At 74.2% G+C, this 22,059-nt stretch carries 21 protein-coding genes and 3 tRNA genes; 15 read left to right on the forward strand and 9 right to left on the reverse strand.

Annotation, left to right across the window (positions count from 1 at the left end; genetic code table 11):
- Nucleotides 1-128 precede the first annotated feature (128 nt).
- The 3 genes from AD017_RS10700 to AD017_RS10710 all read left to right on the forward strand — a co-directional run bounded on the left by AD017_RS10700 (nucleotide 129) and on the right by AD017_RS10710 (nucleotide 2,490).
- Nucleotides 129-1,175 (forward strand): sigma-70 family RNA polymerase sigma factor, encoded by a 1,047-nt coding sequence (locus AD017_RS10700; RefSeq protein ID WP_010229849.1) that lies wholly within the window; start codon nucleotides 129-131, stop codon nucleotides 1,173-1,175.
- A gap of 112 nt (nucleotides 1,176-1,287) precedes the next feature.
- Complete coding sequence (locus AD017_RS10705; protein WP_010229852.1) at nucleotides 1,288-1,845, forward strand: ATP-dependent Clp protease proteolytic subunit; 558 nt, start codon at nucleotides 1,288-1,290, stop codon at nucleotides 1,843-1,845.
- A 9-nt stretch (nucleotides 1,846-1,854) separates the two neighbouring features.
- Nucleotides 1,855-2,490 carry a MerR family transcriptional regulator gene (locus AD017_RS10710; protein ID WP_029239523.1) on the forward strand — a complete coding sequence of 212 codons (636 nt, stop codon included), beginning with the start codon at nucleotides 1,855-1,857 and terminating at the stop codon, nucleotides 2,488-2,490.
- On the opposite strand, the gene AD017_RS10715 is transcribed toward AD017_RS10710, so the two are convergent.
- Together AD017_RS10715 and AD017_RS10720 are read right to left on the reverse strand one after the other, a co-directional pair.
- Nucleotides 2,469-3,428 (reverse strand): endonuclease/exonuclease/phosphatase family protein, encoded by a 960-nt coding sequence (locus AD017_RS10715; protein ID WP_060574120.1) that lies wholly within the window; start codon nucleotides 3,426-3,428, stop codon nucleotides 2,469-2,471. The genes AD017_RS10710 and AD017_RS10715 overlap by 22 nt on opposite strands.
- Before the next feature lie 40 nt (nucleotides 3,429-3,468).
- Nucleotides 3,469-4,413 carry an MBL fold metallo-hydrolase gene (locus AD017_RS10720; protein WP_060574121.1) on the reverse strand — a complete coding sequence of 315 codons (945 nt, stop codon included), beginning with the start codon at nucleotides 4,411-4,413 and terminating at the stop codon, nucleotides 3,469-3,471.
- Between the two features lie 222 nt (nucleotides 4,414-4,635).
- Between AD017_RS10720 and AD017_RS10725 the strand changes: the two genes are divergently transcribed.
- Nucleotides 4,636-5,421, forward strand: coding sequence for a DUF899 family protein (locus AD017_RS10725; protein WP_060574122.1), 786 nt, complete (start codon nucleotides 4,636-4,638; stop codon nucleotides 5,419-5,421).
- 22 nt (nucleotides 5,422-5,443) lie between these two features.
- Here the strand turns inward: AD017_RS10725 and AD017_RS10730 are convergent.
- The 5 genes from AD017_RS10730 to AD017_RS10750 form a co-directional block, all read right to left on the reverse strand.
- A tRNA-Phe gene (locus AD017_RS10730) sits at nucleotides 5,444-5,517 on the reverse strand.
- 32 nt (nucleotides 5,518-5,549) lie between these two features.
- Nucleotides 5,550-5,623, reverse strand: a tRNA-Asp gene (locus AD017_RS10735).
- A 39-nt stretch (nucleotides 5,624-5,662) separates the two neighbouring features.
- Nucleotides 5,663-5,735: transfer RNA gene (locus AD017_RS10740), tRNA-Glu, on the reverse strand.
- 149 nt (nucleotides 5,736-5,884) lie between these two features.
- Nucleotides 5,885-6,103 carry a hypothetical protein gene (locus tag AD017_RS10745; RefSeq protein ID WP_010243745.1) on the reverse strand — a complete coding sequence of 73 codons (219 nt, stop codon included), beginning with the start codon at nucleotides 6,101-6,103 and terminating at the stop codon, nucleotides 5,885-5,887.
- A 193-nt stretch (nucleotides 6,104-6,296) separates the two neighbouring features.
- Complete coding sequence (locus AD017_RS10750; RefSeq protein WP_145982722.1) at nucleotides 6,297-7,562, reverse strand: GDSL-type esterase/lipase family protein; 1,266 nt, start codon at nucleotides 7,560-7,562, stop codon at nucleotides 6,297-6,299.
- Between the two features lie 265 nt (nucleotides 7,563-7,827).
- Between AD017_RS10750 and AD017_RS10755 the strand changes: the two genes are divergently transcribed.
- The 7 genes from AD017_RS10755 (at nucleotide 7,828) to AD017_RS10785 (ending at nucleotide 15,367) form a co-directional block, all read left to right on the forward strand.
- Complete coding sequence (locus tag AD017_RS10755) at nucleotides 7,828-9,717, forward strand: propionyl-CoA synthetase (protein ID WP_060574124.1); 1,890 nt, start codon at nucleotides 7,828-7,830, stop codon at nucleotides 9,715-9,717.
- Between the two features lie 200 nt (nucleotides 9,718-9,917).
- Nucleotides 9,918-10,205: a hypothetical protein gene (locus AD017_RS10760; RefSeq protein ID WP_060574125.1), complete on the forward strand. Its 288-nt coding sequence runs from the start codon at nucleotides 9,918-9,920 to the stop codon at nucleotides 10,203-10,205.
- A gap of 79 nt (nucleotides 10,206-10,284) precedes the next feature.
- Nucleotides 10,285-10,476: a ferredoxin gene (locus tag AD017_RS10765; RefSeq protein ID WP_010236740.1), complete on the forward strand. Its 192-nt coding sequence runs from the start codon at nucleotides 10,285-10,287 to the stop codon at nucleotides 10,474-10,476.
- A gap of 100 nt (nucleotides 10,477-10,576) precedes the next feature.
- Nucleotides 10,577-12,199: an acyl--CoA ligase family protein gene (locus AD017_RS10770; protein ID WP_060574126.1), complete on the forward strand. Its 1,623-nt coding sequence runs from the start codon at nucleotides 10,577-10,579 to the stop codon at nucleotides 12,197-12,199.
- Nucleotides 12,200-12,248: 49 nt separating this feature from the next.
- Nucleotides 12,249-13,469: an MFS transporter gene (locus AD017_RS10775; protein ID WP_227012714.1), complete on the forward strand. Its 1,221-nt coding sequence runs from the start codon at nucleotides 12,249-12,251 to the stop codon at nucleotides 13,467-13,469.
- Between the two features lie 102 nt (nucleotides 13,470-13,571).
- Nucleotides 13,572-14,552 carry a daunorubicin resistance protein DrrA family ABC transporter ATP-binding protein gene (locus AD017_RS10780; protein ID WP_010236748.1) on the forward strand — a complete coding sequence of 327 codons (981 nt, stop codon included), beginning with the start codon at nucleotides 13,572-13,574 and terminating at the stop codon, nucleotides 14,550-14,552.
- Entirely contained in the window at nucleotides 14,549-15,367 is an 819-nt protein-coding gene (locus AD017_RS10785; protein ID WP_369822003.1) for an ABC transporter permease, read from the forward strand. The genes AD017_RS10780 and AD017_RS10785 overlap by 4 nt, the downstream gene beginning before the upstream one ends.
- 104 nt (nucleotides 15,368-15,471) lie before the next feature.
- Here AD017_RS10785 and AD017_RS10790 read toward each other — a convergent pair whose 3' ends face one another.
- Entirely contained in the window at nucleotides 15,472-16,704 is a 1,233-nt protein-coding gene (locus AD017_RS10790) for an MmpS family transport accessory protein (protein WP_060574128.1), read from the reverse strand.
- Between the two features lie 161 nt (nucleotides 16,705-16,865).
- On the reverse strand, nucleotides 16,866-17,681 hold the full coding sequence (locus AD017_RS10795; protein ID WP_060574129.1) for a DUF72 domain-containing protein: 816 nt from the start codon (nucleotides 17,679-17,681) through the stop codon (nucleotides 16,866-16,868).
- Nucleotides 17,682-17,857: 176 nt separating this feature from the next.
- Here AD017_RS10795 and AD017_RS10800 point away from each other — a divergent pair, with 176 nt between their 5' ends.
- The 4 genes from AD017_RS10800 to AD017_RS10815 all read left to right on the forward strand — a co-directional run bounded on the left by AD017_RS10800 (nucleotide 17,858) and on the right by AD017_RS10815 (nucleotide 21,773).
- Nucleotides 17,858-18,532, forward strand: coding sequence for an SDR family NAD(P)-dependent oxidoreductase (locus AD017_RS10800; protein WP_060574130.1), 675 nt, complete (start codon nucleotides 17,858-17,860; stop codon nucleotides 18,530-18,532).
- Between the two features lie 80 nt (nucleotides 18,533-18,612).
- Entirely contained in the window at nucleotides 18,613-19,428 is an 816-nt protein-coding gene (locus tag AD017_RS10805) for a serine hydrolase domain-containing protein (protein WP_202796415.1), read from the forward strand.
- Between the two features lie 36 nt (nucleotides 19,429-19,464).
- Nucleotides 19,465-20,157 (forward strand): response regulator transcription factor, encoded by a 693-nt coding sequence (locus tag AD017_RS10810; protein ID WP_060574131.1) that lies wholly within the window; start codon nucleotides 19,465-19,467, stop codon nucleotides 20,155-20,157.
- Entirely contained in the window at nucleotides 20,154-21,773 is a 1,620-nt protein-coding gene (locus AD017_RS10815; protein ID WP_060574132.1) for an ATP-binding protein, read from the forward strand. The genes AD017_RS10810 and AD017_RS10815 overlap by 4 nt, the downstream gene beginning before the upstream one ends.
- Nucleotides 21,774-22,059: the final 286 nt, after the last annotated feature.

A 22,059-nucleotide genomic window follows, 5' to 3' on the forward strand; every position in this document is an offset into this window, starting at 1 on the left:
TCCGTCGGAGGAGGCCCCGCTCACCGGAAAGCTCTCCACATTGTCGGTGGGTCACGGCACACTCGCGCACAGACGGACCGGGATCGCCCCGGGTCACCGGAGACGGGGACGTCGCGAGGGGGAACGGCATGAGCGCACCCACCCGGGCCGGAGGCGGCCTCGACCAGGCCGACGACCGGCCGCTCGACCTGCAGATCGAGGACTACCGGCGCGAGCTCACCGGGTACTGCTACCGGATGCTCGGATCAGCGTTCGAGGCGGAGGACGCGGTCCAGGACACGATGGTCCGTGCGTGGAAGGGCCTGGCGAAGTTCGACGGCCGGTCCTCGCTGCGGTCCTGGCTCTACCGGATCGCCACGAACGTCTGCATCGACGCGCTGAACGGCCGCAAGCGCCGCGCCGTGCCGATGGACCTCGGCGCACCCGGCGCACCGGTCGCGGAGTCGCTGCGCGAGCCGTTGCCCGACGCCGACTGGCTCGAACCGATGCCCGACGCCCGGGTCTCGACCCCCGCGGGCGACCCGGCGGAGAAGGCCGTCGCCAAGGAGACCATCCGGCTGGCCTTCATCGCCGCCCTGCAGCACCTGCCGGCCCGCCAGCGCGCGGTGCTGATCCTGCGCGAGGTGCTGTGCTGGAAGGCCGCCGAGGTCGCCGAGCTGCTCGGCACGACGGTGGCCTCGGTGAACAGCGCGCTGCAGCGGGCCAGGGCCACCCTCTCCGAGCAGGGTGTCTCGGAGGCCGCCCCCGGTACGAGCCCGGTCACGGACCCGGCGCAGACCGAGCTGCTGATGCGGTACATGGCCGCGTTCGAGGCGTTCGACATGGAGGCGCTGACCGCGCTGCTGCACGAAGACGTCGAGCAGAACATGCCCCCGCTGGAGCTGTGGTTCCGCGGCCGGGAGGACGTCATCGCGTGGATGGCGACCGGCCCGGGCCAGGGCTGCCGCGGCTCGCGGGTCGCCCCGGTCGAGATCAACGGCACGGTCGGGTTCGCCCAGTGGAAGCCGTCCGGGCCGGACGGCGAGTTCGAGGCGTGGGGCATCCAGGCACTGCGCATCGAGGACGGCCGGGTCACCGGGCTCAGCATCTTCCTGAACAAGGACCTGTTCGCCTACTTCGGGCTGCCGGTGAAGCTGGCCGACAAGCCGGAGCTGTGGGAGCCCAAGGTGGTCTGACCGGTTCCCCGCTCGCCGCGGGCGAACATCGTCAGCCCAGGGCGGAATCGCAGGTCACGGGCGCGGGGGCGACCTAACGTCGGGGTCGGAACACCGAGAACGGAGGCCCCCGATGCCCGTCCTGCCGACCACGTCCGACCTCGCCGACCGGCTCCTCGGCGAGCGGATCGTGCTGCTGTCCCGCGAGCTCGACGACGACGTCGCCGCCGAGACCTGCGGCCGACTGCTCCTGCTCGCCGCGGAGGACCCGCGCCGGGACGTGACCTTGCAGGTCCTCTCCCCCGGCGGCTCACCGGTCGCCGCTGCGGCGGTGCACGACACCATCCGGGCACTCGGCGTCGACGTGGTCACCGTCGCGAACGGGTCGCTGGCCGGTCCGGCTCCGTTCCTCGTCGCGGCCGGCACCCCGGGGAAGCGGTTCGCGCTTCCGCACGCGTCGTTCCGCATCCCGGACCCGGAGGACACCGGGCAGGCCCCGGTCCGCGGGGCGCACCCCGGTGACGTCCGGGTCCGTGCGGACCATCTGGCCCGGCGGCGCGCCGAGATCGACGCGCTGACCGAGCGGTACTGCGGGGGTTCGCTGCCGGGCGACGCGCGGGAGCGGTGGCTCACCGCGGGTGACGCCGCAGCCGCGGGCCTCGTCGATCACGTCCGTGGAGCGGATAGCTAGTCTCTCCACGTGCGCGTCTCGGAGTTGTCCCGCTCATCGGGCGTCCCGGTGGCGACGATCAAGTACTACCTGCGCGAGGGGCTGCTGCACCGCGGCGAGCCGACCTCGCCGAACCAGGCCCGCTACGACGACACCCATCTGAGCCGGCTGCGCCTGGTCCGGGCCCTGGTGGAGGTCGGCGGCCTGCCGATCGCCGTCGTGAAGGACGTGCTGGTCGCCGTCGACGACCCGGACACCGGTCTGCACCAGATGCTCGGGCGCACCGTGTACGCCGTCACCGGAACCGGCCCCGACGACGACGGCGGCCCCTGGGCCGAGCACGCCGACTCCGACCTCCGGGCGGTCGCCGCGCACGCCGGCTGGACGCTGTCGGAGCAGGCCCCCGCACTGGCCGGGGCACGCAGCGTCCTGGCCCGGATGCACGAGCTCGGCCACGCCCCCGGCACACGGACCCTGCAGCTGTGGGCGGAGGCTGCGGACCTGGCGGCCGCGGGCGACCTGGAGGCCGTCGCCCACAGCGGGAGCCGCGAGGAGGTGGCGGAGACGGCGCTGGTCGGGACGGTCCTGGGCGACGCCCTGCTCGCCGCACTGCGCCGGATCGCGCAGGAGAACCACTCCCGGCGTCAGTACCCGTCCGGCGCCTGACCGGGCAGCGCGACCCGCACGAGCACGGCGCGGTGGTCGCTGCCCGGCAGCTCGCGCACCACGTACCGGAGGGTGCTGCTGCGGCGCGGCACCAGGACGTGGTCGATCCGGATGCCCGCCCACCGCGGCCACGACGACGGGAACGTCCCCGCCGCGCCGTGCCCGGTCCCCTCGGCGACGTCCCGGCAGCCGCCGAGTGCGACGCGCAGCCGCCGGTGGTCGAGCACCGCGTTGAGATCCCCGGCGACGATCGGTGCGGGCCGCGCCCGGGTCCAGCTCCCGATCAGCGCGAGCTCGTCGCGCCAGGACGCCAGCCGGCGCGGGTCGGTCGGCGCGGAGGTGTGCACCGCGTACAGCGTGCGGGGCCCGAGCAGCCCGCCGCTGACCTCGAGGTGCGGCAACCGCATGCCCTCCCCCGGGCGGACCTCGACGTCCCCGGCGCGCGGCGCGGCGAGGACGACCGTGCCCCGGCCCTCGGGCACCCCTGGCGGGACCGACGACCAGCCGCGGTAACCGTCCAGCAGCGGGAGCAGCGCGTCGCGGTAGCCGGCACCGGCCTCGGGAAGCACCGCGAGGTCGGGCCGTTCGGCGGCGATCAGGGCGGCGAGTGCGGTGCGGTCGGCGCGCCCGAGCAGCACGTTCGCGACGAGCACGGTGACGACGGGCCCACCGGCCGCGGACGACGGCGGGCGGCGCGACAGCCGTCGCACCGCGGGGGCCGTGCCCACCAGCCCTGCCGCGACGGCCGCCGTCGCGGGCACCCGTCGTCCGGCCAGGGCGAGCACACCGGCCACACCGAGCGCCGCGGTACCGAGGTGCGGCCGGACGGCCGTGGCGCCGACCCGGGCGGAGCCGCGGTCGATCCGCCACCGGGCGGGGAGCATCTGCATCGTCGTACGCAGGGTGGCGTCGACGGTCCGCTGGACACGCTGGAACACAGCCGATCAACGGCCGGCGACGCGTGCCGGTTCCGCGCGCTCAGGCCCGGCAGGTGAGCGGGCGGCCGCCGTTGTACTCGACCATCTCGGCCAGCGCGGTGATCACGTCGATCGGGGCGCCGCGGACGGTGCCGTCGAGCTCGGCACACGCCCGGTGCAGGTTCCCGACGATCCGTTCGGCGTCCGGCCACTCCGCGAAGCGCCCCAGGTCGGCCTCCAGTGCGGCGTCCAGCGGCGGGATGCCGGCGTCGAGCGCCTCCTCGGCCAGGTCCACGACGAACCGCAGGTAGTCGAGGGTGTCGTGGACGGGGCCGTCGCCGTGGAAGACGGGTCCGTGCCCGGGGACCGTCGTCTCGGCGCCGAGCGGGAGCAGCACGTGCTCGAGGACGTCGATCGCCCCGGTCACCGACCCCATCAGCAGGAACGGCGTGCCACCGTGGAAGACGAGGTCCCCGCAGTAGAGCAGCGAACGGTCCGGCACGTGGACGACGACGTCGTTCGTGGTGTGCGCGGGCGTCCCGACGTGCAGCACCTCGGCCCGCAGGTCCCCCAGGTGCAGCGTGATCCGGTCGGTGAAGGTCAGGAACGGTGGGTCGAGCGGCAGCGAACCCCAGTCGGGGTGGTCCCAGAACGGCAGGTCACGGGGCGGTCCGAAGGCGATCATCTCCTCGCGGGCGCGCTCGTGGGCGACGATCGTCGCGGACGGGAACACCGCGTTGCCCCAGGTGTGGTCGCCGTGGTGGTGGGTGTTGACCAGCGTCCGGATCGGCAGGTCGGTGACGCCGGCGACCGCCGACGCGAAGGCCCGGGTGCGGCGCTCGGTGGAGCACGAGTCGACGACGACGGCGCCCTGCGGCCCGACGAGGAGCCCGGCGTTGTTGATCCACCAGGTCCCGTCCGGCTGGACGTAGGCGAAGAGCCCGTCCGAGACCTCCTCGAGCCGGGGCGGGCCGGGGACGGTGATGTCGTGCGGCTGCGTGCTCATGCCGACGATCCTGGACCGCCCGGACCGATCGGGCACGCACCCGAGTGGCCCACCGCCCGCTTCGCACGGGATCGCGTCGTTCGCACGGGGTCGGATCCCGTGCGAGCGATCCGATCCCGTGCGAACCCGGTCCGAGGCGCCGCCGCCGCGATGAGTTCTCGGCGGGGCGCAGGTCAGTACCGGTGGGGACGATGCCGCGTCACCGGATCGGGAGGACCCACGATGACGACCACACCGAACACCACACCGAGGACCACACCGCCCGGCCGCCCGCCCGTCGTCGACCGGGCGACCTGGCAGGCCGCACGGGACGAGCTGCTCGTCCGCGAGAAGGCGCACACCCGTGAGGGCGACGCCATCGCCGCGGCCCGCCGCCGGCTGCCGATGGTGGAGTTCGACGGGACGGTCGAGGTCGTCGGGCCCGACGGCCCGGTGCCGTTCCTCGATCTCTTCCAGGGCCGCGACGAGCTCGTGGTCTACAAGCACATGTGGTGGGACGGCGCGCCGTCGCAGGGGCAGTGCGAGGGGTGCACCACCACGGCCTGGCACCTGCAGGGCGCCGACTACCTGAACGCCCGCGGCGTCTCGTACGCGGTCCTGACCACGGGCCGGGCCGACGAGGTGGCCACCTTCGTCGCGTTCATGGGCTACACCCAGCCCTGGTACTCGGTGCGGGGCCTGGACGAGCCGGTCGGCGGCGCCATGGGCTTCCTGACCAGCTACCTGCGCGACGGCGACCGCACGTTCCTCACCTACTCCACGACCGGCCGCGGCAACGAGCGGGTCAACGGCTCGCTCGGTCTGCTCGACATGACGCCCTACGGCCGCGGCGAGGCGTGGGAGGACACCCCGGACGGCTGGCCCGAGGGGCGCACGGCGTGCTGGTCCTGGCGGACGGATGCGGACGGCCACGACACCTGGGGCCCGACGAGCCGGCCCGTTCCGCAGTGGAGCCGTCCGGGCGCGACACCGGTGGAGACCCTCGGCCGTGGGAGTGAACACCACTGACGCGAGTTCGCGGGAGGAGAGGTGGCCAGGGGCGGGGTCGAACCGCCGACCTTCCGCTTTTCAGGCGGACGCTCGTACCAACTGAGCTACCTGGCCCCGGCCCTCGGAAGAACTCCGAGGGAGTGGAGCGACCCAGACGGGACTCGAACCCGCGACCTTCGCCGTGACAGGGCGACGCGCTAACCAACTGCGCCACTGGGCCTTGCGCTGCGGAAGTCATCGTATCCGATGGCTTCCGCCGTACCCCCAACGGGATTCGAACCCGCGCTGCCGCCTTGAAAGGGCGGAGTCCTAGGCCGCTAGACGATGGGGGCTCAGACCAGCTCGGGGCTCGTCCTTCCCTCAACGGCTGTCCGTTGGGAGCGATAAAACCATACGACACCGTCGTCGAGACCCCTGCAGGCACCCCCCTCGTTCCGGTGTCGTGGCCGGTCAGACGGGGTGCGCCCGCGGGGACGCCCGATCAGCGCGCGACGGGCGGCGGCTGTTCCGGGTTCGAGGAGATCAACCCGAGCATGTCGAGCAGCTCACGGAGGTCGCCGGAGTCGGACGAGTTCTTCGCCACGACGAGGCGGGCCTTCTGCACCTGGTCGTCGGACACCTTGAACGCGTCGGCCGCGCTCCGGGGCGCCGGGATGGATCCGGTCTCCTCGTCGGTGCCGCGCCTTGCGCCGATCGTCATGGGGCCTCCCGGTAGGCCGTCTGGGGACCCGTTCCCGACGCTCCCCGACCGTGGGACGCGCCGCGGTGCCGGTTCCGCCGGTACCACCACGTGTTGTGGCCGTGACCACGACGTTACCCATCGTGCGTACCCGCCGCATGCCCCTTCCCGGGTGACGGGACCACGTCCACGCGGTCACCCGGTGCAGCACCCGTCAGCCGGATGCCGGGGTCCGGCACGGGCTCCCGGACAGCGCGCCGACCGGCACCGAGGCCGCCAGCGCCCGGTACCCGGCCGGTGACGGGTGCAGTCCGTCGCCGGAGTCGTACTCCGCGCGGAGGCGGCGCGGGTCGCCCGGGTCGGCGAGCGTGGTCGCGGCGTCGATCACCCCGTCGGCCCAGCGGGGGCCCTCCGTACGGATCCAGGCGTTGACCGCGTCGCGCGTGGCGACGACGTCCGGGGCGTCCCGGCCGCCGCTGGTGGACGGCGGGATCGTGGTGAGGACCACCCGCAGGCCCGACTCCCGCGTGCGCTCGGCGAACTCCCGCAGACCCTCCTGCAGCCCGTCGGCGTCGGCGCCGGCGGCGAGGTCGTTGGTGCCGATCAGGAGCAGCACGTCGCGCACCCCCGGCACCGGGGCGACGTCGGCGTCGTACCGGGTCGACGGCGCGTCGCCGCCGGCCGGCGGGTCGTCCTGGAGCAGCTGGTTGCGGGACAGCCCGGCGTTGAGGACGGTCATCGGGCGCTCGGCGGCCAGCCGCGCGGCGAGCTGGTCGGGGAAGCGGTCGTCGCCGTCGGGGGTGCTGCCGACGCCGTCGACGAGCGAGTCGCCGATCACGAGCAGCGCCCCGTCCGGCCGGGTCCCGTGCACCTCCAGCCCGGAGAGCACCGGCCACGACCGCAGCGTCGTCCCGAAGCCCGCTTGCCCGGTCGCACGGGTGTGGTCCCCCGGCCCGGACAGCCACGACGTGCTCATCGCGACCGGGTGCGAGCTGATCGTCGCCGGGACCGCGGTGAGGTACAGCGCCACCGTGACCGGCTCGCCGCCCACCACCGGCACCGGCAGCGGATCGGTGAGCACCTCCGCACCGGCGGGGACCTGCGCGTCCGGACGTCCGCCGACGAGCACCGGCACCGGCGGCTCCCCCGCCGCTCGGGCGAGCGTGACGGCCCCGATCGTCAGCGGGCCGTCACCGTGCCGGTTGGACAGCCGCAGCCGGACCGCCTCGCCGGAGGTCTGCGGGCGCACCACCATGCGCAGCGTCCGGCCCGCGAGCTGGTCGCCCGGGACCGCCTGCTGAGCGGCGTGCCAGGCGGCCGTCCACGCGGGGCCACAGCCGGTGGCCCCCGCCGACGCGGCCGGGAGCGCGCCCCCGCAGCCGGCGACCGCGACGGCGGCGAGCGTCGTCGCGAGGACCGCGGCGACCGCCGGGCGGCGCCACCGCGCGCCGTGTCGCCACCCTCCGTGCGTGGACCGCACGCGCACCGCCTCCACCGGGTCCGGCCCGGCCGTGGGTCGGCCGGGTCCCGCACGCGCTGTGTCGATCCGTCACTCGATCACGTTACGGATACGTCCGCTCACTCTGCGACGACCGGCGTGACGAGATCGACGAGCGGCCTGTCCCTACGGCTGGGCCCGCCCGCCCGCTGGGTGCGGAAGGCTGCGAACCGTCGGGGACACCTCCTAGGGTCGTGCCCGATGCGGAGGCGGCCGGTGCGGGCCGCCCGGACCGAGGGAGGCGCCGGTGGCCGGTTACGAGGAGATCTTCCGATCCAGCGTCGAGGACCGTGAGGGCTTCTGGCTCCGCGCGGCGTCGGTGCTCGACTGGGACGTGGCCCCCACGACCGCGCTCGACGAGTCGGACCCGCCGTTCTACCGCTGGTTCCCCGACGGGGAGCTCAACGTCTGTCACAACGCCCTGGACCGGCATGTCGAGGCCGGCAACGGTGACCGGACCGCGCTGGTCCACGACTCGCCGGTCACCGGCACGAAGCGGTCCTACACCTACTCCGACCTGCGCGACGAGGTCGCCACGTTCGCCGGTGTGCTGCGCGACCAGGGCGTCGGGCGCGGCGACCGGGTCGTGATCTACATGCCGATGGTGCCCGAGGCCGCGGTCGCGATGCTGGCCTGCGCGCGGCTCGGTGCGATCCACTCGGTCGTCTTCGGCGGGTTCGCCGCGAAGGAGCTCGCGGTCCGGATCGACGACGCCGGGCCGAAGGTCGTCGTCTCGGCGTCCTGCGGCATCGAGGGCAGCCGTGTCATCGAGTACAAGCCGCTGCTCGACAAGGCCATCGAGCTCGCCGAGCGCAAGCCCGACGCGACGGTGATCCTGCAGCGCGAGCAGGCCGTGGCGGCGATGGGCCCGATCGACGTCGACTGGGCCGCGGCCGCGGCGACGGCCACCCCGGCGGATCCGGTGCCGGTGCGCAGCACCGACCCGCTCTACGTGCTCTACACCTCCGGCACCACCGGCAAGCCGAAGGGCGTGGTGCGCGACTCCGGCGGCTACGCGACGGCCCTGGCCTGGTCGATGCCCAACATCTACGACGTCGGCGCCGGCGAGACGATCTTCACCGCGTCCGACGTGGGCTGGGTCGTCGGCCACTCCTACATCGTCTACGCGCCGCTGCTGGCCGGGGCCACGACCGTGCTCTACGAGGGCAAGCCGGTCGGTACCCCCGACGCCGGGCAGTTCTGGCGGGTCGTGCAGGAGAACAAGGTGAAGTCGGTGTTCACCGCGCCGACCGCGTTCCGGGCGATCAAGAAGGAGGACCCGGAGGGCGCCTTCGTGGCGCAGTACGACGTCTCGTCGCTGCAGTACCTGTTCCTGGCCGGCGAGCGCCTCGACCCGGAGACCTACCGGTGGGCCGCCGACCTGCTCGGCATCCCGGTGATCGACCACTGGTGGCAGACCGAGACGGGCTGGCCGATCGCGGCGAACCCGGCCGGGATCGAGCTGCTCGACATCAAGCCCGGCTCCCCGACCCGCCCGATGCCGGGCTGGGACGTGCAGGTCCTCGACGAGACCGGGAAGCCGGCCGAGCCCGGTGTCGACGGCGCGATCGTCGCGAAGCTGCCCCTGCCGCCGGGCGCGTTCCCGACCCTGTGGAACGACGACGAGCGCTACGTGAACTCCTACATGGCCGCGTTCGAGGGCTACTACCTCACCGGCGACGGCGGCCACCTCGACTCCGACGGCTACGTGTTCGTCATGGGCCGCACCGACGACGTCATCAACGTCGCCGGGCACCGCCTGTCCACCGGCGGGATGGAGGAGGTCCTCGCCTCGCACCCCGACGTCGCCGAGTGCGCGGTGATCGGCGTCGCCGACACGATGAAGGGCCAGATCCCGCGCGGGTTCGTGGTGCTCAAGTCCGGCGTCGACAGCACCGCCGAGGGCTACGACGAGAAGCTGCGCGCCGAGCTCGTCCAGATGGTGCGCGACCAGATCGGGGCGGTCGCCTCGCTCAAGGACGTCGCCGTCGTCCCGGCCCTGCCCAAGACCCGCTCCGGGAAGATCCTGCGCAAGACCATGCGCGGGATCGCCGACGGCGCCGACGAGCCGGTGCCCTCCACCATCGACGACGCGTCGGTCCTCGACACCCTCCGCCCGGTGCTCCGCAAGGAGTGACGGGCGCCCGCGGGCCCCGGCCGGGTGCTCCGGCCGGGGCGATTGCGCGGTCCTATCGGGTGGTCCACGCGGACCAACCTTGACCCGTCCGGACCCGAGCGGTAACGGCGGACGTCCGGCGGTCGATCGTCCGGTCGACGGCCGCACCCGCTCCCCCGGGTACCCCCTCGCGCGGTCGTCGACCGACGTGGAGGTGCGTCATGGACGGGACCCGCATCCGGCTGGTGGCGATCGTCGGGCCGCTGGCCCTCGCCGTCCTGCTCGGCCTGGCGGCGCTGCTGGGACCGCCCGCGGAACGCGCGGCGACCTCGCGGGACACCGGGACGGTGGTCCCGGCCACCGCGCGCGCCGGCGCGGTCACCGGCCCGGCGATGCTCGGCCTGCCGCACACCACCCCGCCCGCGGGCCCGGTGGAACAGGCACGGACGGCAGCCGCACCGTTGCCGCTCCCGCTCCCCGCGGACACCGCCGGGACGGGCTCTCCCTGACCGACCAAGGCCAGCATAACCGCAGGTCAGGGCGTCCTTAGTCGTGCGTCGGAGCCTCGTCGGGGGCACCATGGACGCCATGAAGGTCATCGTGGATTTCGACCGCTGCGAGAGCAACGCGGTGTGCATGGGTGCCGCCCCCGAGGTCTTCGAGGTGCGGGACGACGACTACCTCTACATCCTCGACGAGAACCCGCCGGAGGCCCTCCGGCCGAAGGTCGAGGAGGCGGTGCGGGGCTGCCCGAAGGCCGCGATCTCCATCGAGGACTGAGCGCACGGGCCGGCCGGTCGGGCCGGCTCCGCAGGTTGCCCTGCCCGGACGGGGCCGCGAGGATCCCCCGGGACGTGCACCGCCTGCGAAGGAGCCGACCGTGACCGCCGGAACCACCGACGTCTGGACCACCCCGCTGACCCCGCTGGCGTTCCTCGGCCGTTCGGCCGACGTCTTCCCCGACACGACGGCGATCGTCTACGGGGACCGGCGGCACACGTACGCGGAGTTCGCGGCGGAGGCGACCCGGGTGGCGAACGCACTGGAGGCCTCCGGCGTGGAGCCCGGGGACCGGGTGGCGTACCTGCTGCCCAACGTCCCCGAGATGCTGGTCGCGCACTTCGCCGTGCCGCTCGCGGGCGCCGTGCTGGTCGCGATCAACACGCGGCTCTCCACCGAGGAGGTCCGCTACATCCTCGACCACTCGGGCGCGAAGGTCCTCGTCGTCGACGCCGTCCTGTACGAGACCGTCCGTCCGGTCGCGGGTGAGCTGGAGACGGTCCGGGAGATCGTGACGGTCACCGACCCGGCCGCCCCCGGCGACGGCGTCGGGTCCGGCCTGTCCTACGCCGACCTGCTGGCCAGGGGCTCGGACACCCCGCGGCCGTGGGCGGTCGACGACGAGCGCGGCACCATCTCGATCAACTACACGTCCGGGACGACCGGGAACCCGAAGGGCGTCGAGTACCACCACCGCGGTGCCTACCTGAACTCGTTCGGCGAGATCGTGCACTCCACGCACACCCCGGACAGCGTCTACCTGTGGACGCTGCCGATGTTCCACTGCAACGGCTGGTGCACCCCGTGGGCGGTGACGGCGATCGGCGGCACCCACGTCTGCCTGCGGGAGGTGCGCGGCGACGTCATCTGGGGGCTGATCTCCGAGCACGGCGTGACCCACCTCAACGGAGCACCCACGGTCGTCACGACGATCATGAACGCGCCCGAGGCGGTGACGCTGGACTACCCGCTGGTGATCACCACCGCCGGGGCGCCGCCGTCGCCGACGACGATCCTGCAGATGGAGCGGATGGGGTTCCGCATCGTGCACGTCTACGGCCTCACCGAGACCTACGGCCCGTACTCGGTGAACCAGTACCAGCGTGCCTGGGACGGGCTCGACGGCGAGGAACGCGCCCGGCTGCAGGCCCGGCAGGGCGTCGGGATGGTCTGCGCGGACCGGCTCCGGGTGGTCGACGAGCAGATGGCCGACGTCCCGGCCGACGGCGCCACGATGGGCGAGATCGTCATGCGCGGGAACAACGTCATGAAGGGTTACCACCTCGACGACGAGAAGACCGCCGAGGCGTTCGCGGGCGGCTGGTTCCACTCCGGAGACCTGGGCGTCGTGCACCCCGACGGCTACGTCGAGCTGCGCGACCGCGCGAAGGACGTCGTCATCTCCGGCGGGGAGAACATCTCCACCGTCGAGGTCGAGCAGGCGATCGTCTCGCACGAGGCGGTGCTCGAGGCGGCCGTCGTCGGCGTCCCGGACGAGCGGTGGGGCGAGGTCTGCAAGGCGTTCGCCGTGCTCAGGCCGGGCCGCGCCGCGGAGCCGCAGGAGCTGATCGACCACGTGAAGACGCGGATCGCCCGCTACAAGGCACCGAAGTACGTCGAGATCGTCGAGGAGCTGCCCAAGACCTCCACGGGCAAGGTCCAGAAGTTCGAACTGCGTGAGAAGGAGTGGGCCGACCAGGGCGGATCCCGCATCCGGGGATGAGTCACGTTCGCTCCCTGCGGAGCGGGCGAATCGGTTAGCGTTGCTCATCGTGAGCATCGCGACCGAATCGCACACCACGACCGGACCGTCCGCGTTCAGGGTGGCGGGCGGCGCGGTCGCGGTGACGACGGTGTCGGTGCTCCCGGTCTTCCTCACCGGCGCGCTCGCGGTGCAGCTGTCCGCCGATCTCGGGTTCGACCCGTCCGGGCTCGGTCTGGTCGTCGCGCTGTACTTCGGCGTGAGCGCGCTCTGCTCGCTGCCGGTCGGGATGCTCGTCGAGCGGGTCGGGTCCCGCCTGACCAGCCGGATCGCCGTGCTCGGCGCGGCCGTCATGCTGGCCGCGCTCGCGCTCGGCGCCCGGTCGTACGGCTCGCTGGTGGCGCTCCTGCTGTGCGGGGCGTGGTGCAACGTGATGGGCCAGCTGTCGTCGAACCTGACGCTGGCGCGCTCGGTGCCGGCCCGCCGGATGGGGCTGTCGTTCGGGGTGAAGCAGGCCGCGATCCCGACCGCCACGCTGCTGGCCGGCATCGCGGTGCCGGCCATCGCGCTGACCGTCGGGTGGCGCTGGGCCTACGCGCTCGGCGCGGTGCTCGCCCTGGCGGCGCTGCTGCTCTGCCCCCGTGAGGACGCCGGTCCGGCCCCGAAGGCCGCGAAGAACGACCGCGCGACGGGTGCGCTCGGCGTCATCGGGGCGGCCTCCGGCATGGCGGCGGGCACCGCGACCGCGCTGGGCATCTTCCTCGTCGCCTCCGCCGTCGAGCGCGGCGTGAACCCGGGCCTCTCCGGTCTCGTGCTGACCATGGGCAGCGTGATCGGGCTGAGCATCCGGCTGCTGCACGGCTGGCTCGCCGACCGGCGTGAGGAGGCCCGGCGCACGACCGGCCGCGGCGGTGGGCACGTCGCGGTGGTGGCCGCCAGCCTCGCCGCCGGCGCGGTCGGGTTCGGTCTGCTCGCCGTGCCCGGCACGCCCGCCCTGGTGATCGGCACGGTCCTGGCGTTCGGGCTCGGGTGGGCCTGGCCGGGGCTGCTGCAGTTCGCGGTCGTCCGGCTGAACCCGTCGGCTCCGGCCGCGGCGACGGCGGTCGTCCAGGTCGGGGTGTACGCCGGTGGGTTCGCCGGGCCGATCGTGTTCGGCTGGCTGGCCGCGCACGCGTCGTTCACGGTGGCGTGGTCGGTGAACGCCGTGGTGATGCTGGCCTCGGCCGCCCTGATGCTCGTGGGGCGCCGGATGCTGGTCGCACACGCCGCGCGCGTCGCCGCGCAGGACTGAGCCACGCCGAATCCGTTCGGAAACTGTCGGGGCCCTGAGGCAGTCTGACGCCCGTCGGCCCGCCGTCGCGGCGGGCCGGGATTGTCGAGGGGAATCTCCACGATGGCCGACGCGATCCGCGCCACCGGACTGGTCAAACACTACGGCGCCGTACGGGCGCTCGACGGGGTCGACCTGTCCGTTCCCGAGGGCACCGTCCTGGGGTTGCTCGGCCCGAACGGGGCCGGCAAGACCACCGTGGTCAGGGTGCTGACCACGCTGCTCCAGCCGGACGGGGGCGAGGCGACGGTCGCCGGCGCCGACGTCCGGGCCGATCCCGCCGGGGTGCGGCGCCGGATCGGGCTCTCCGGCCAGTACGCCGCGGTCGACGAGTACCTGACCGGCTTCGAGAACCTGGAGATGGTCGGGCGGCTCTACCACCTGGGCCGTCGCCGGGCCCGGGAGCGTGCGCGGGAGCTGCTCTCCGACTTCGGCCTCACCGACGCCGCGGACCGGCCCGCCCGCACCTACTCCGGCGGCATGCGGCGCCGGCTCGACCTGGCCGGGGCGCTCGTGGCCGACCCGCCGGTGCTGCTGCTCGACGAGCCGACCACCGGCCTGGACCCGCGCAGCCGCAACGACCTGTGGGACGTGATCCGCGGGCTGGTCGCCCGGGGCACGACGCTGCTGCTCACCACCCAGTACCTGGAGGAGGCCGACGCGCTGGCGGACGAGATCGTCGTGATCGACCACGGGAAGGTGATCGCCCGCGGCACCGCGGACCAGCTCAAGGCCCAGGTGGGCGGCGAACGCCTGGAGGTGACGACGAGTGTGGAGGCCGACCTGGAGCCCGCGGCCCGGCTGCTGGCCCCGCTCGGGGTCGGTGAGGCGGTGCTCGACCGGCACCGGCGGTCGCTGACGATGCCCGTCACCGGAGGCGTCGACGTGCTGCGCGACGCGCTCGACCGGCTGCGCGAGGCCGGGACGAAGGTCGACGACGCCGGACTGCGCCGCCCGACCCTCGACGACGTGTTCCTGACCCTGACCGGCCGTCCGTCGGCCGAGGTCGACGAGGACACCGAGCGCGCGGAGGTGACGTCGTGAACGCGGCGGCCACGATGCTGGCGGACGCGTCGGTCGTCGCCAAGCGGAACCTCATCAAGATCAAGCGTGTGCCGGACCTGCTGGTCTTCACGACGCTCTCGCCGATCATGTTCGTGCTGCTGTTCGCCTACGTGTTCGGCGGCGCGATCGACCCGACCGGCGGGGGTGCCGGGTACCGGGAGTTCCTGATGGCCGGGATCTTCGCCCAGACCGTGATCTTCGGGGCGACCAACACCGGCGCGGGGCTCGCGGAGGACGTGAAGAAGGGGATCATCGAGCGGTTCCGCTCGCTGCCGATGACGCCGTCGGCGGTACTGACCGGCCGTACGCTGTCCGACGTCGTGAACAACGTGATCGTGCTGGTGGTGATGTCGCTGACCGGGCTGCTGGTCGGGTGGCGGATCCACACCTCGTTCCTCGAGGCGCTCGCCGGGTTCCTGGTGCTGCTGGTGTTCGCCTACGCGTTCTCCTGGGTGATGGCCTGGGTCGGCCTGCTGGTCCCCAGCCCGGAGGTCGTGAACAACGCGTCGTTCGTGGTGATCTTCCCGCTGACGTTCCTGGCGAACACCTTCGTCCCGCTGGACACGCTGCCCGGGCCGCTGCGGGTGTTCGCCGAGTGGAACCCGGTCTCCGCGGTCACCCAGGCGGCACGGGAGCTGTTCGGCAACACCGACGCGGTCGCCTCGACGATGACGGCCTCGCAGACCTGGCCCCTGCAGAACCCGGTGCTCTACACGCTGATCTGGTCGGTCGCCGTCGTCGCGGTGTTCGGGCCGCTGGCGGGCAGGCAGTACAAGCGGGCGGCGAGCCGCTGACGCACGGAGGCCCTCCCGCGCGTCCGCGGGAGGGCCTCGTCGTGCTCCGGGCCGAGCGTCGTGCGTGACCACCGAGCGCGGCCCGGTGCGCGTCGGGGTGCGGGTCAGCTACCGGAGCAGCTCACCACCGCGTAGGGGCCCGAGCTGGTCGAGGAGGTGATCTCCTGGCCGTTCCGCATGATGCGGCAGGTGATCTCACCGCTACCGCCGGAACCGGACTGGGCGACCAGCGAGAGCGGCTGGAAGGAGAGGACACCGCCGTCGAAGGTGACCTCCTTGGTCCAGGGCAGGTCGGTGGCGTTGACCTGCTCCATACCCATGTTCGAGTCCTTGACGTAGGTGATGTTCCCCGCCGACCCGGACCCGGTCACCTCGTAGGTGATGACGTCGCCCCCCGCGGGGGACGCCGCCGCGGCGGGCTGCTCGATGCTCGGAGCGGTCACGGCGGGGGCACTCGCGACGGGCTCGCTCGCGGCCGGGACCGAGGCCGCCGACGGCACTGCCCCGGACGAGGCCGAGTCGACCGCCGACCCGAAGGCCGCGACCCAGAGGATGCACAGGAGCAGCCCGAGCGCCGAGAGCACCGTCCCCGAGATCGCGACGCCGCGGTTGGTGGCGATCCCCTTGCCCGCCCGCACGATCCCGAGGACACCGAAGATCAGGCCGATGATCACCATCGGCCAGGCGACGACGCCGACGATCGGGATCATCGCGGTCAGCACACCGATGATGCCCAGCACCAGCGCGGTGGTGCCGAACCCGTTGCGCGGCATCGCGACCGGCTGGAGGCCGGTGGCACCGCGCTGGGCCGGGACGGCCGGAGCGGCCGCGGCACCGGTGGTCCGCTGCGCGGCGGTCGGCCACGGGGCCGCACCGGCGTCGGCGGGGACCGCGGGCAGGCCGGCCGGGGGCGAGGCGGGGGAACGGGTGCCGAACGGGGCGCCGCCGAACGGGATGCCGGGGTGGCCGTCGTAGATCGGCTGCGGCCCGGTCGGGTACGGGCCCGGAGCTCCGTACCGGGGGTCGTGGCCGGTGTGCGGTCCCGCGGGGCCGTAGCCGGGTGCGGGGTGGCCGGGGCCGGCCGGGCCGTACCCCTGCGGGGCCCCGTACTGCGGCGCCGGCCCCTGCGGAGCGGTGCCGTACCGGTACTGCGCCTGGCCGTACCCCTGCGGAGTGGCCCCGTACTGCACATCCCCGTGGCGGGCCGGGTCGTACTGGGTCGCCGGGTGCGGGGTGATGTGGGGGCGGGAGGCGGAGTCACGGTCGGCGTGGCGGCCGGACGGCTGCGGCGGGTCGGACGGGGCCGGGGCGCCGGAGGAGTTCTGCGAGGTGGTCACGTGACCCCTGTCGATCGGTCCCCCGCTGCCGTGTCACGTGACGCGGCGGTCTCATCAGTACTGAGGACCGGAACACCCGTCCTTCACCCGATCGGGCTGCACGTCCCCGCCGTCCGGCAGTGCCGGGTCACCACCGGATGTCGTCACGGGAGTCGTCGGGGTCACCGCAGCCGGTCGAGCAGGGCGATCGCGTCGGTCGGGGCGTGCACCTTCATGTCGTTGTCGAAGTAACAGACGACGTCGAGTCCCCCCGCGGTCCACTCCCGGATCCGCCGCGCCCAGGAGTCCAGGGCCTCCACCGTGTAGCCGCCGGAGTAGAGCTCGCCCTGCCCGTGCAGCCGGACGTAGACCAGGTCCGCGGTCACCTCGTCGAACACCGGCCAGGTCCCGGCCGCGTCGGACTGCACCAGCGCGACGCCGTGCTCGCGCAGCAGGTCGAGGAAGGCCGGGTCCCGGAACGACTCGTGCCGCGGTTCGATCGCGTGCCGCAGCGGGCGGTCGGCGTCGGTCGCGGTGAGCGCGCGTCCCTCGACGCGCTCGTCGTGCCCGGTCGCGAACCGCGCCGCCGCGGCCGTGGCGCGAGGCAGCAGCGCGAGGAACCCGGCGATCCGGTCGGCGTCGAACCGCATCCGCGGCGGGAGCTGCCACAACACCGGGCCGAGCGCTGCGCCCAGTCCGAGCACCCCGGACGCCAAGAAGTTCGCGACCGGGACCGCGGCGTCGCGGAGCTGCTTCATGTGCGTGACGAACCGCGGACCCTTCACCGAGAACACGAAGCCGTCGGGGACCTCGGCGGCCCACGACCGGTAGCTCTCCGGGCGCTGCAGCGCGTAGAACGACCCGTTGATCTCGATCGAGGTGACCTGCCGGGAGAGGTACTCGAGCTCACGTCGCTGCACCAGCCCGGGCGGGTAGAAGGTGCCGCGCCACGGCGGGTAACGCCAGCCGGACGTCCCGACGACGACCCGGCCGGTCACGCGGGGCCTCCCGTGCGCGGCGCTGCCGGTGGCGCTGTCCGGACCACCGGTCGCGGCCCCGGTCGGCGGTGCCGCGCCGTCGCATCCGCTCGCATGCCCTGATCCTGGGGTCCCGGACCGGTTCCCGCCACCGTGTGCGACGCCCCGGTGGGCCGCCGAGGTGCGACGATGCCGGGATGAGCCACGCCGTCGTCGTCACCGGGGCCGCGGGCGCGCTGGGCCGCGCCGTCGTCGCCGAGTTCCAGCGGGCCGGGCAGCCGGTCGTCGCTCTCGACCGGCTCGGCCCGGCGCTGGACGCGCTCGACGCCCCGCACCGGATCCCGGTCGAGCTGACCGACCGCGGCGACGTCGGGCGGGCCTTCGCCGAGATCGACGGACGCGGTCTCACGGTCGGGACGCTGGTCGCCGTCGCCGGCGGCTACTCGCACGGAGGGCTCGCCGACCTCGACCCGGACACCCTGCACGGCCTGTTCGACACCAACCTCGGCACGCTGGTCTGGGCGGCCCAGGCCGCCGCCCCGCGGATCGCCGCGGCGGGCGGCGGCTCGATCGTCGCGGTGGGCGCCCGGACCGGGACCTCCGGTCCCGCACAGCTCGTGCACGGCGCGAGCAAGGCCGCGGTGCACCGCACCGTCGAGCTGCTCGCCGACGAGCTGCGGGGGCAGCGGATCCGGGTCAACGCGGTGCTCCCGTCGGTCGTGGACACCCCCGCCAACCGCGAGTGGATGGACGCCGACGCCGTGGACCGCGCCGTCGCCCCCGCCGCGATCGCCCGGGTGATCGCGTTCCTCGCCGGGCCGGACGCCGCCCCGGTCAGCGGCGCGCTCGTCCCGGTCTACGGCGACTCCTGACGGCGCCGCGCGACCGGCTGCCAGGATGGGTGCATGCGCACCCGACCGCTCCCCGCACCGTGACCGGGCTCGCCCCGGCGGTGCGCCGGGTCCTGGACTGGCCGGTCGACCACGTCGCCGCCGCCGTCGTCGGTGCCGACGGCGCGGTGCTCGCCGACGCCGGCGACACCGGCCGCGAGTTCGGCCTCGCCTCGGTGACCAAGCTGCTGTCGGCGTACGCCGCACTGGTCGCGGTCGAGGAGGGCGCCGTCGACTGGGACGACGCCGCGGGCCCCGAGGGCGCCACCGTCCGGCACCTGATCGCGCACACGTCCGGCCTGGCCTTCGACACCGACGAGGTCAAGGCCGCCCCCGGCGAGCGCCGGATCTACTCCAACACCGGGTTCGCGGTACTGGGCGACGCGATCGCCGGGGCCACCGGGATCGGCTTCGCCGACTACCTCCACCAGGCCGTCTGCGAGCCGCTCGGGATGACGCGGACCCGCCTGGAGGGCGCGCCGGGCGCGGGCGCCGTCTCGACCGCCGCGGACCTGTCGCTGTTCGCGGCCGAGCTGCAGGCCCCGAAGCTCCTCGACCCGCGCACGGTCGCCGAGGCGACGACCGTCGCCTACCCGGGTCTCGACGGCCTGCTGCCCGGCTACGGCCGGCAGCGCCCGAACGACTGGGGCCTGGGCTTCGAGATCCGCGACGGCAAGTCCCCGCACTGGACCGGCGAGCACTCGTCGCCGCGGACGTTCGGCCACTTCGGACAGTCCGGGACCTTCCTGTGGGTGGATCCCGACGTGCGCGCCGCCGCCGTCGTCCTGACCGACCGGGACTTCGGGCCGTGGGCGGCCGAGGCCTGGACCCCGTGGACCGACGGGGTGCTCGCGGAGCTCCCGGAGCCGCACCGGTAGTTGCGCACGTCACACCGTCGGCGCCACGATCGGGGGATGACGACGGTGCTGGTGGTGGACGACGACGAGCGCGTCCGCACCCTGGTCACCTGGCAGCTGGAGGCGGACGGGTTCGCCGTCGCCGCCGCGGCCGACGGTGCCGCCGCGCTGGACCGGATCGGCCGGGAGCGGCCCGATCTCGTCGTCCTGGATCTGTCCCTGCCCGGCGTCGGCGGCCTGGACGTGCTGCGCCGGGTCCGCGGCGACGAGTCCGTGACCGGGGGCGCGGCGATGCCGGTGATCGTGCTGTCCGGACGCAGCGGCGAGACCGACCGGATCGTCGGGCTCGACCTCGGCGCGGACGACTACCTGGTCAAACCGTTCTCCCCCAGCGAGCTCGTGGCCCGGGTCCGCTCGGTGCTCCGCCGATCGGCGCCCCCGCACCCCGACCCCGGCGACGGGCCCGTCCGCGGTCTGCGCGTCGACGACGCCTCCCGCGAGGTCACCGTCGACGGTGCCCCGGTCGAGCTGACCGCCCGCGAGTTCGACCTGCTCGCGTTCCTCGCCCGGCACCCGCGCCAGGTGTTCAGCCGGGTCCAGCTGCTGGAGCAGGTGTGGGAGGGCGCGCCGGACTGGCGGAGCGAGGCGACCGTGACCGAGCACGTCCACCGGCTGCGTCAGAAGCTCCCCGGGGGCACCCGGTTCCTGCGCACCGTCCGCGGTGTCGGCTACCGGCTGGAGCCCGGATGAGCGCGAGGACGCACGCCCGCCCCGGGCTGGACCACGACGACACGCTCGCGCTGCTCAGCCGTCAGACCGAGCTGCTCGAACGGATCGCCGAGGGCACCCCGCTGTCCGACGTGCTGGCCGGGATCACCGCCGTGCTGGAGGATCTCGTCCCCGGGGCCCGCTGCTCGGTCCTGCTGCTCGACCCGGCCCGGTCGACCCTGCACCACGGGGCGGCGCCGTCGCTGCCGCACGCGTACTCGTCCCGGATCGACGGCCTGCCCATCGGCGCCGACGCCGGGTCCTGCGGTGCGGCCGCGTACCTGGACCGGCCGGTCGTCGCCGAGGACATCGGGACCGACCCGCGCTGGCGCGAGTACCGCGCGCTCGCGACCCCGCACGGGCTGCGGTCGTGCTGGTCGTCGCCGATCCGGGGGCGCCAGGGTGTGCTCGGGACGTTCGCCGTCTACCACGACCACCGGCACCGCCCCTCGGCCCGTGAGGAGCGCCTGGTCGACCGGCTGACCCACCTCGCGTCGGTGGCGATCGAGCATGCGGGCCTCTTCGGCGCGCTCGCCGAGAGCGAGGAACGGTTCCGGCGGGCGTTCGCCGACAACGCGACGGGGATGGCGCTGGCGGACCCGCACGGCCGGATCACCGACGCCAACCGGGCCCTGACCGAGCTGCTGGGCCGCGACATCACCGGGGAACGGGTCGACGAGGTCCTGGTCCCCTGCGCGGGTGCCGCCGGTGAGGCCCGGGCCCGTCACGCCGGCGGTGCGGAGCTGGAGCTGGCGGTCACGTCCTCGCCGGTCCACGGGCCGGACGGCGGCGTCGTCCAGCTGTCGGTGGCCGTGCTGGACCTGACGCAGCGCCGCGCGGCACTGCGCGAGCGGCAGGCCCGTCACGAGGCCGAGGTCGCACGGGCCGCGGCCGAGTCGGCCAGCCGGGCCAAGTCACGGTTCGTCGCGGCGCTCGGGCACGAGCTGCGCACCCCGCTCCAGGCGATCAGCGGGTTCGCCGAGCTGCTCGGCACCCTCGACCTGCCCGCCGACCGGCGGGCCGGCGCGCTGGACCGGATCGCCGGCGCGACGTCGCACATCCTGTCCCTCGTCGACGAGGTGCTCGACGTCGCCCGCGTCGAGGCCGGTGCGCTGCCGGTCCATCCCGAGCGGGTCGACGCGGCCGCCCTCACCGACGAGGTGCTCGACCTCCTCGGGCCGGTGGCGGGCGAGCGGGGCGTGACGCTGCACCACGTACCGGGCGGCGCGGCGGACGTCCTGGCCGACCCGCGCCGGCTGCGCCAGGTGCTGATCAACCTGGTCGGCAACGGCATCCGCTACAACCGGCCCGACGGCTGGGTGACCGTCGGGATCGACGGCGGCGGTGCCGGCGTCCGGCTGGTCGTCCGCGACTCCGGGCGCGGCATCCCCGAGCACGTCACCGGCCGGATCTTCGTCGCGTTCGACCGGCTGGACCTCGCCGAGCACGGCCCCGCCGACCAGGGCATCGGGCTGGGCCTGCCGCTGGCCAGGGGGCTGGTCGAGGCGATGGGCGGCACGCTGACGATCAGCTCGGTGGTCGACGCCGGCACGACGGCCGTCGTCGCACTCCCCCGCGTTGAGCCGCCGTTGAGGTGAGGTTGTCCGGGCGGTGACCGCCGTCGCGCAGCATCGTCCGGGTGCTCCGACCCGGCCCGGGCGGGACGGCAGCTCCCCGGCCGTCCCGCCTCGTGACGACGCCCCGTCCGCCCCTCGGACGGGGCGGCGGGAAATTCTCCGGCCCCCGGGAATGATCCGCCCGGCCCGCCCGTTGGAACGACTGTCCGAGCCGGGCGACACGAGTCCCCGGGCCGCAATGGATAACCGCCGCCGTGGAATACCGTCCGGCTGGAGCCGCGGTGTGCCACTCGCCGCGAGGCGACCG

The organism is Pseudonocardia sp. EC080619-01 (genome assembly GCF_001420995.1).
Classification (GTDB): domain Bacteria; phylum Actinomycetota; class Actinomycetes; order Mycobacteriales; family Pseudonocardiaceae; genus Pseudonocardia.

Bases quoted from the DNA above. Each gene is read 5' to 3' on its own strand.
- AD017_RS10700 (WP_010229849.1), top strand. From the start codon at position 129: ATGAGCGCACCCACCCGGGCCGGAGGCGGCCTCGACCAGGCCGACGAC.
- AD017_RS10705 (WP_010229852.1), top strand. From the start codon at position 1,288: ATGCCCGTCCTGCCGACCACGTCCGACCTCGCCGACCGGCTCCTCGGC.
- AD017_RS10720 (WP_060574121.1), bottom strand. From the start codon at position 4,413: ATGAGCACGCAGCCGCACGACATCACCGTCCCCGGCCCGCCCCGGCTC.
- AD017_RS10725 (WP_060574122.1), top strand. From the start codon at position 4,636: ATGACGACCACACCGAACACCACACCGAGGACCACACCGCCCGGCCGC.
- AD017_RS10745 (WP_010243745.1), bottom strand. From the start codon at position 6,103: ATGACGATCGGCGCAAGGCGCGGCACCGACGAGGAGACCGGATCCATC.
- AD017_RS10760 (WP_060574125.1), top strand. From the start codon at position 9,918: ATGGACGGGACCCGCATCCGGCTGGTGGCGATCGTCGGGCCGCTGGCC.
- AD017_RS10765 (WP_010236740.1), top strand. From the start codon at position 10,285: ATGAAGGTCATCGTGGATTTCGACCGCTGCGAGAGCAACGCGGTGTGC.
- AD017_RS10780 (WP_010236748.1), top strand. From the start codon at position 13,572: ATGGCCGACGCGATCCGCGCCACCGGACTGGTCAAACACTACGGCGCC.
- AD017_RS10800 (WP_060574130.1), top strand. From the start codon at position 17,858: ATGAGCCACGCCGTCGTCGTCACCGGGGCCGCGGGCGCGCTGGGCCGC.
- AD017_RS10810 (WP_060574131.1), top strand. From the start codon at position 19,465: ATGACGACGGTGCTGGTGGTGGACGACGACGAGCGCGTCCGCACCCTG.
- AD017_RS10815 (WP_060574132.1), top strand. From the start codon at position 20,154: ATGAGCGCGAGGACGCACGCCCGCCCCGGGCTGGACCACGACGACACG.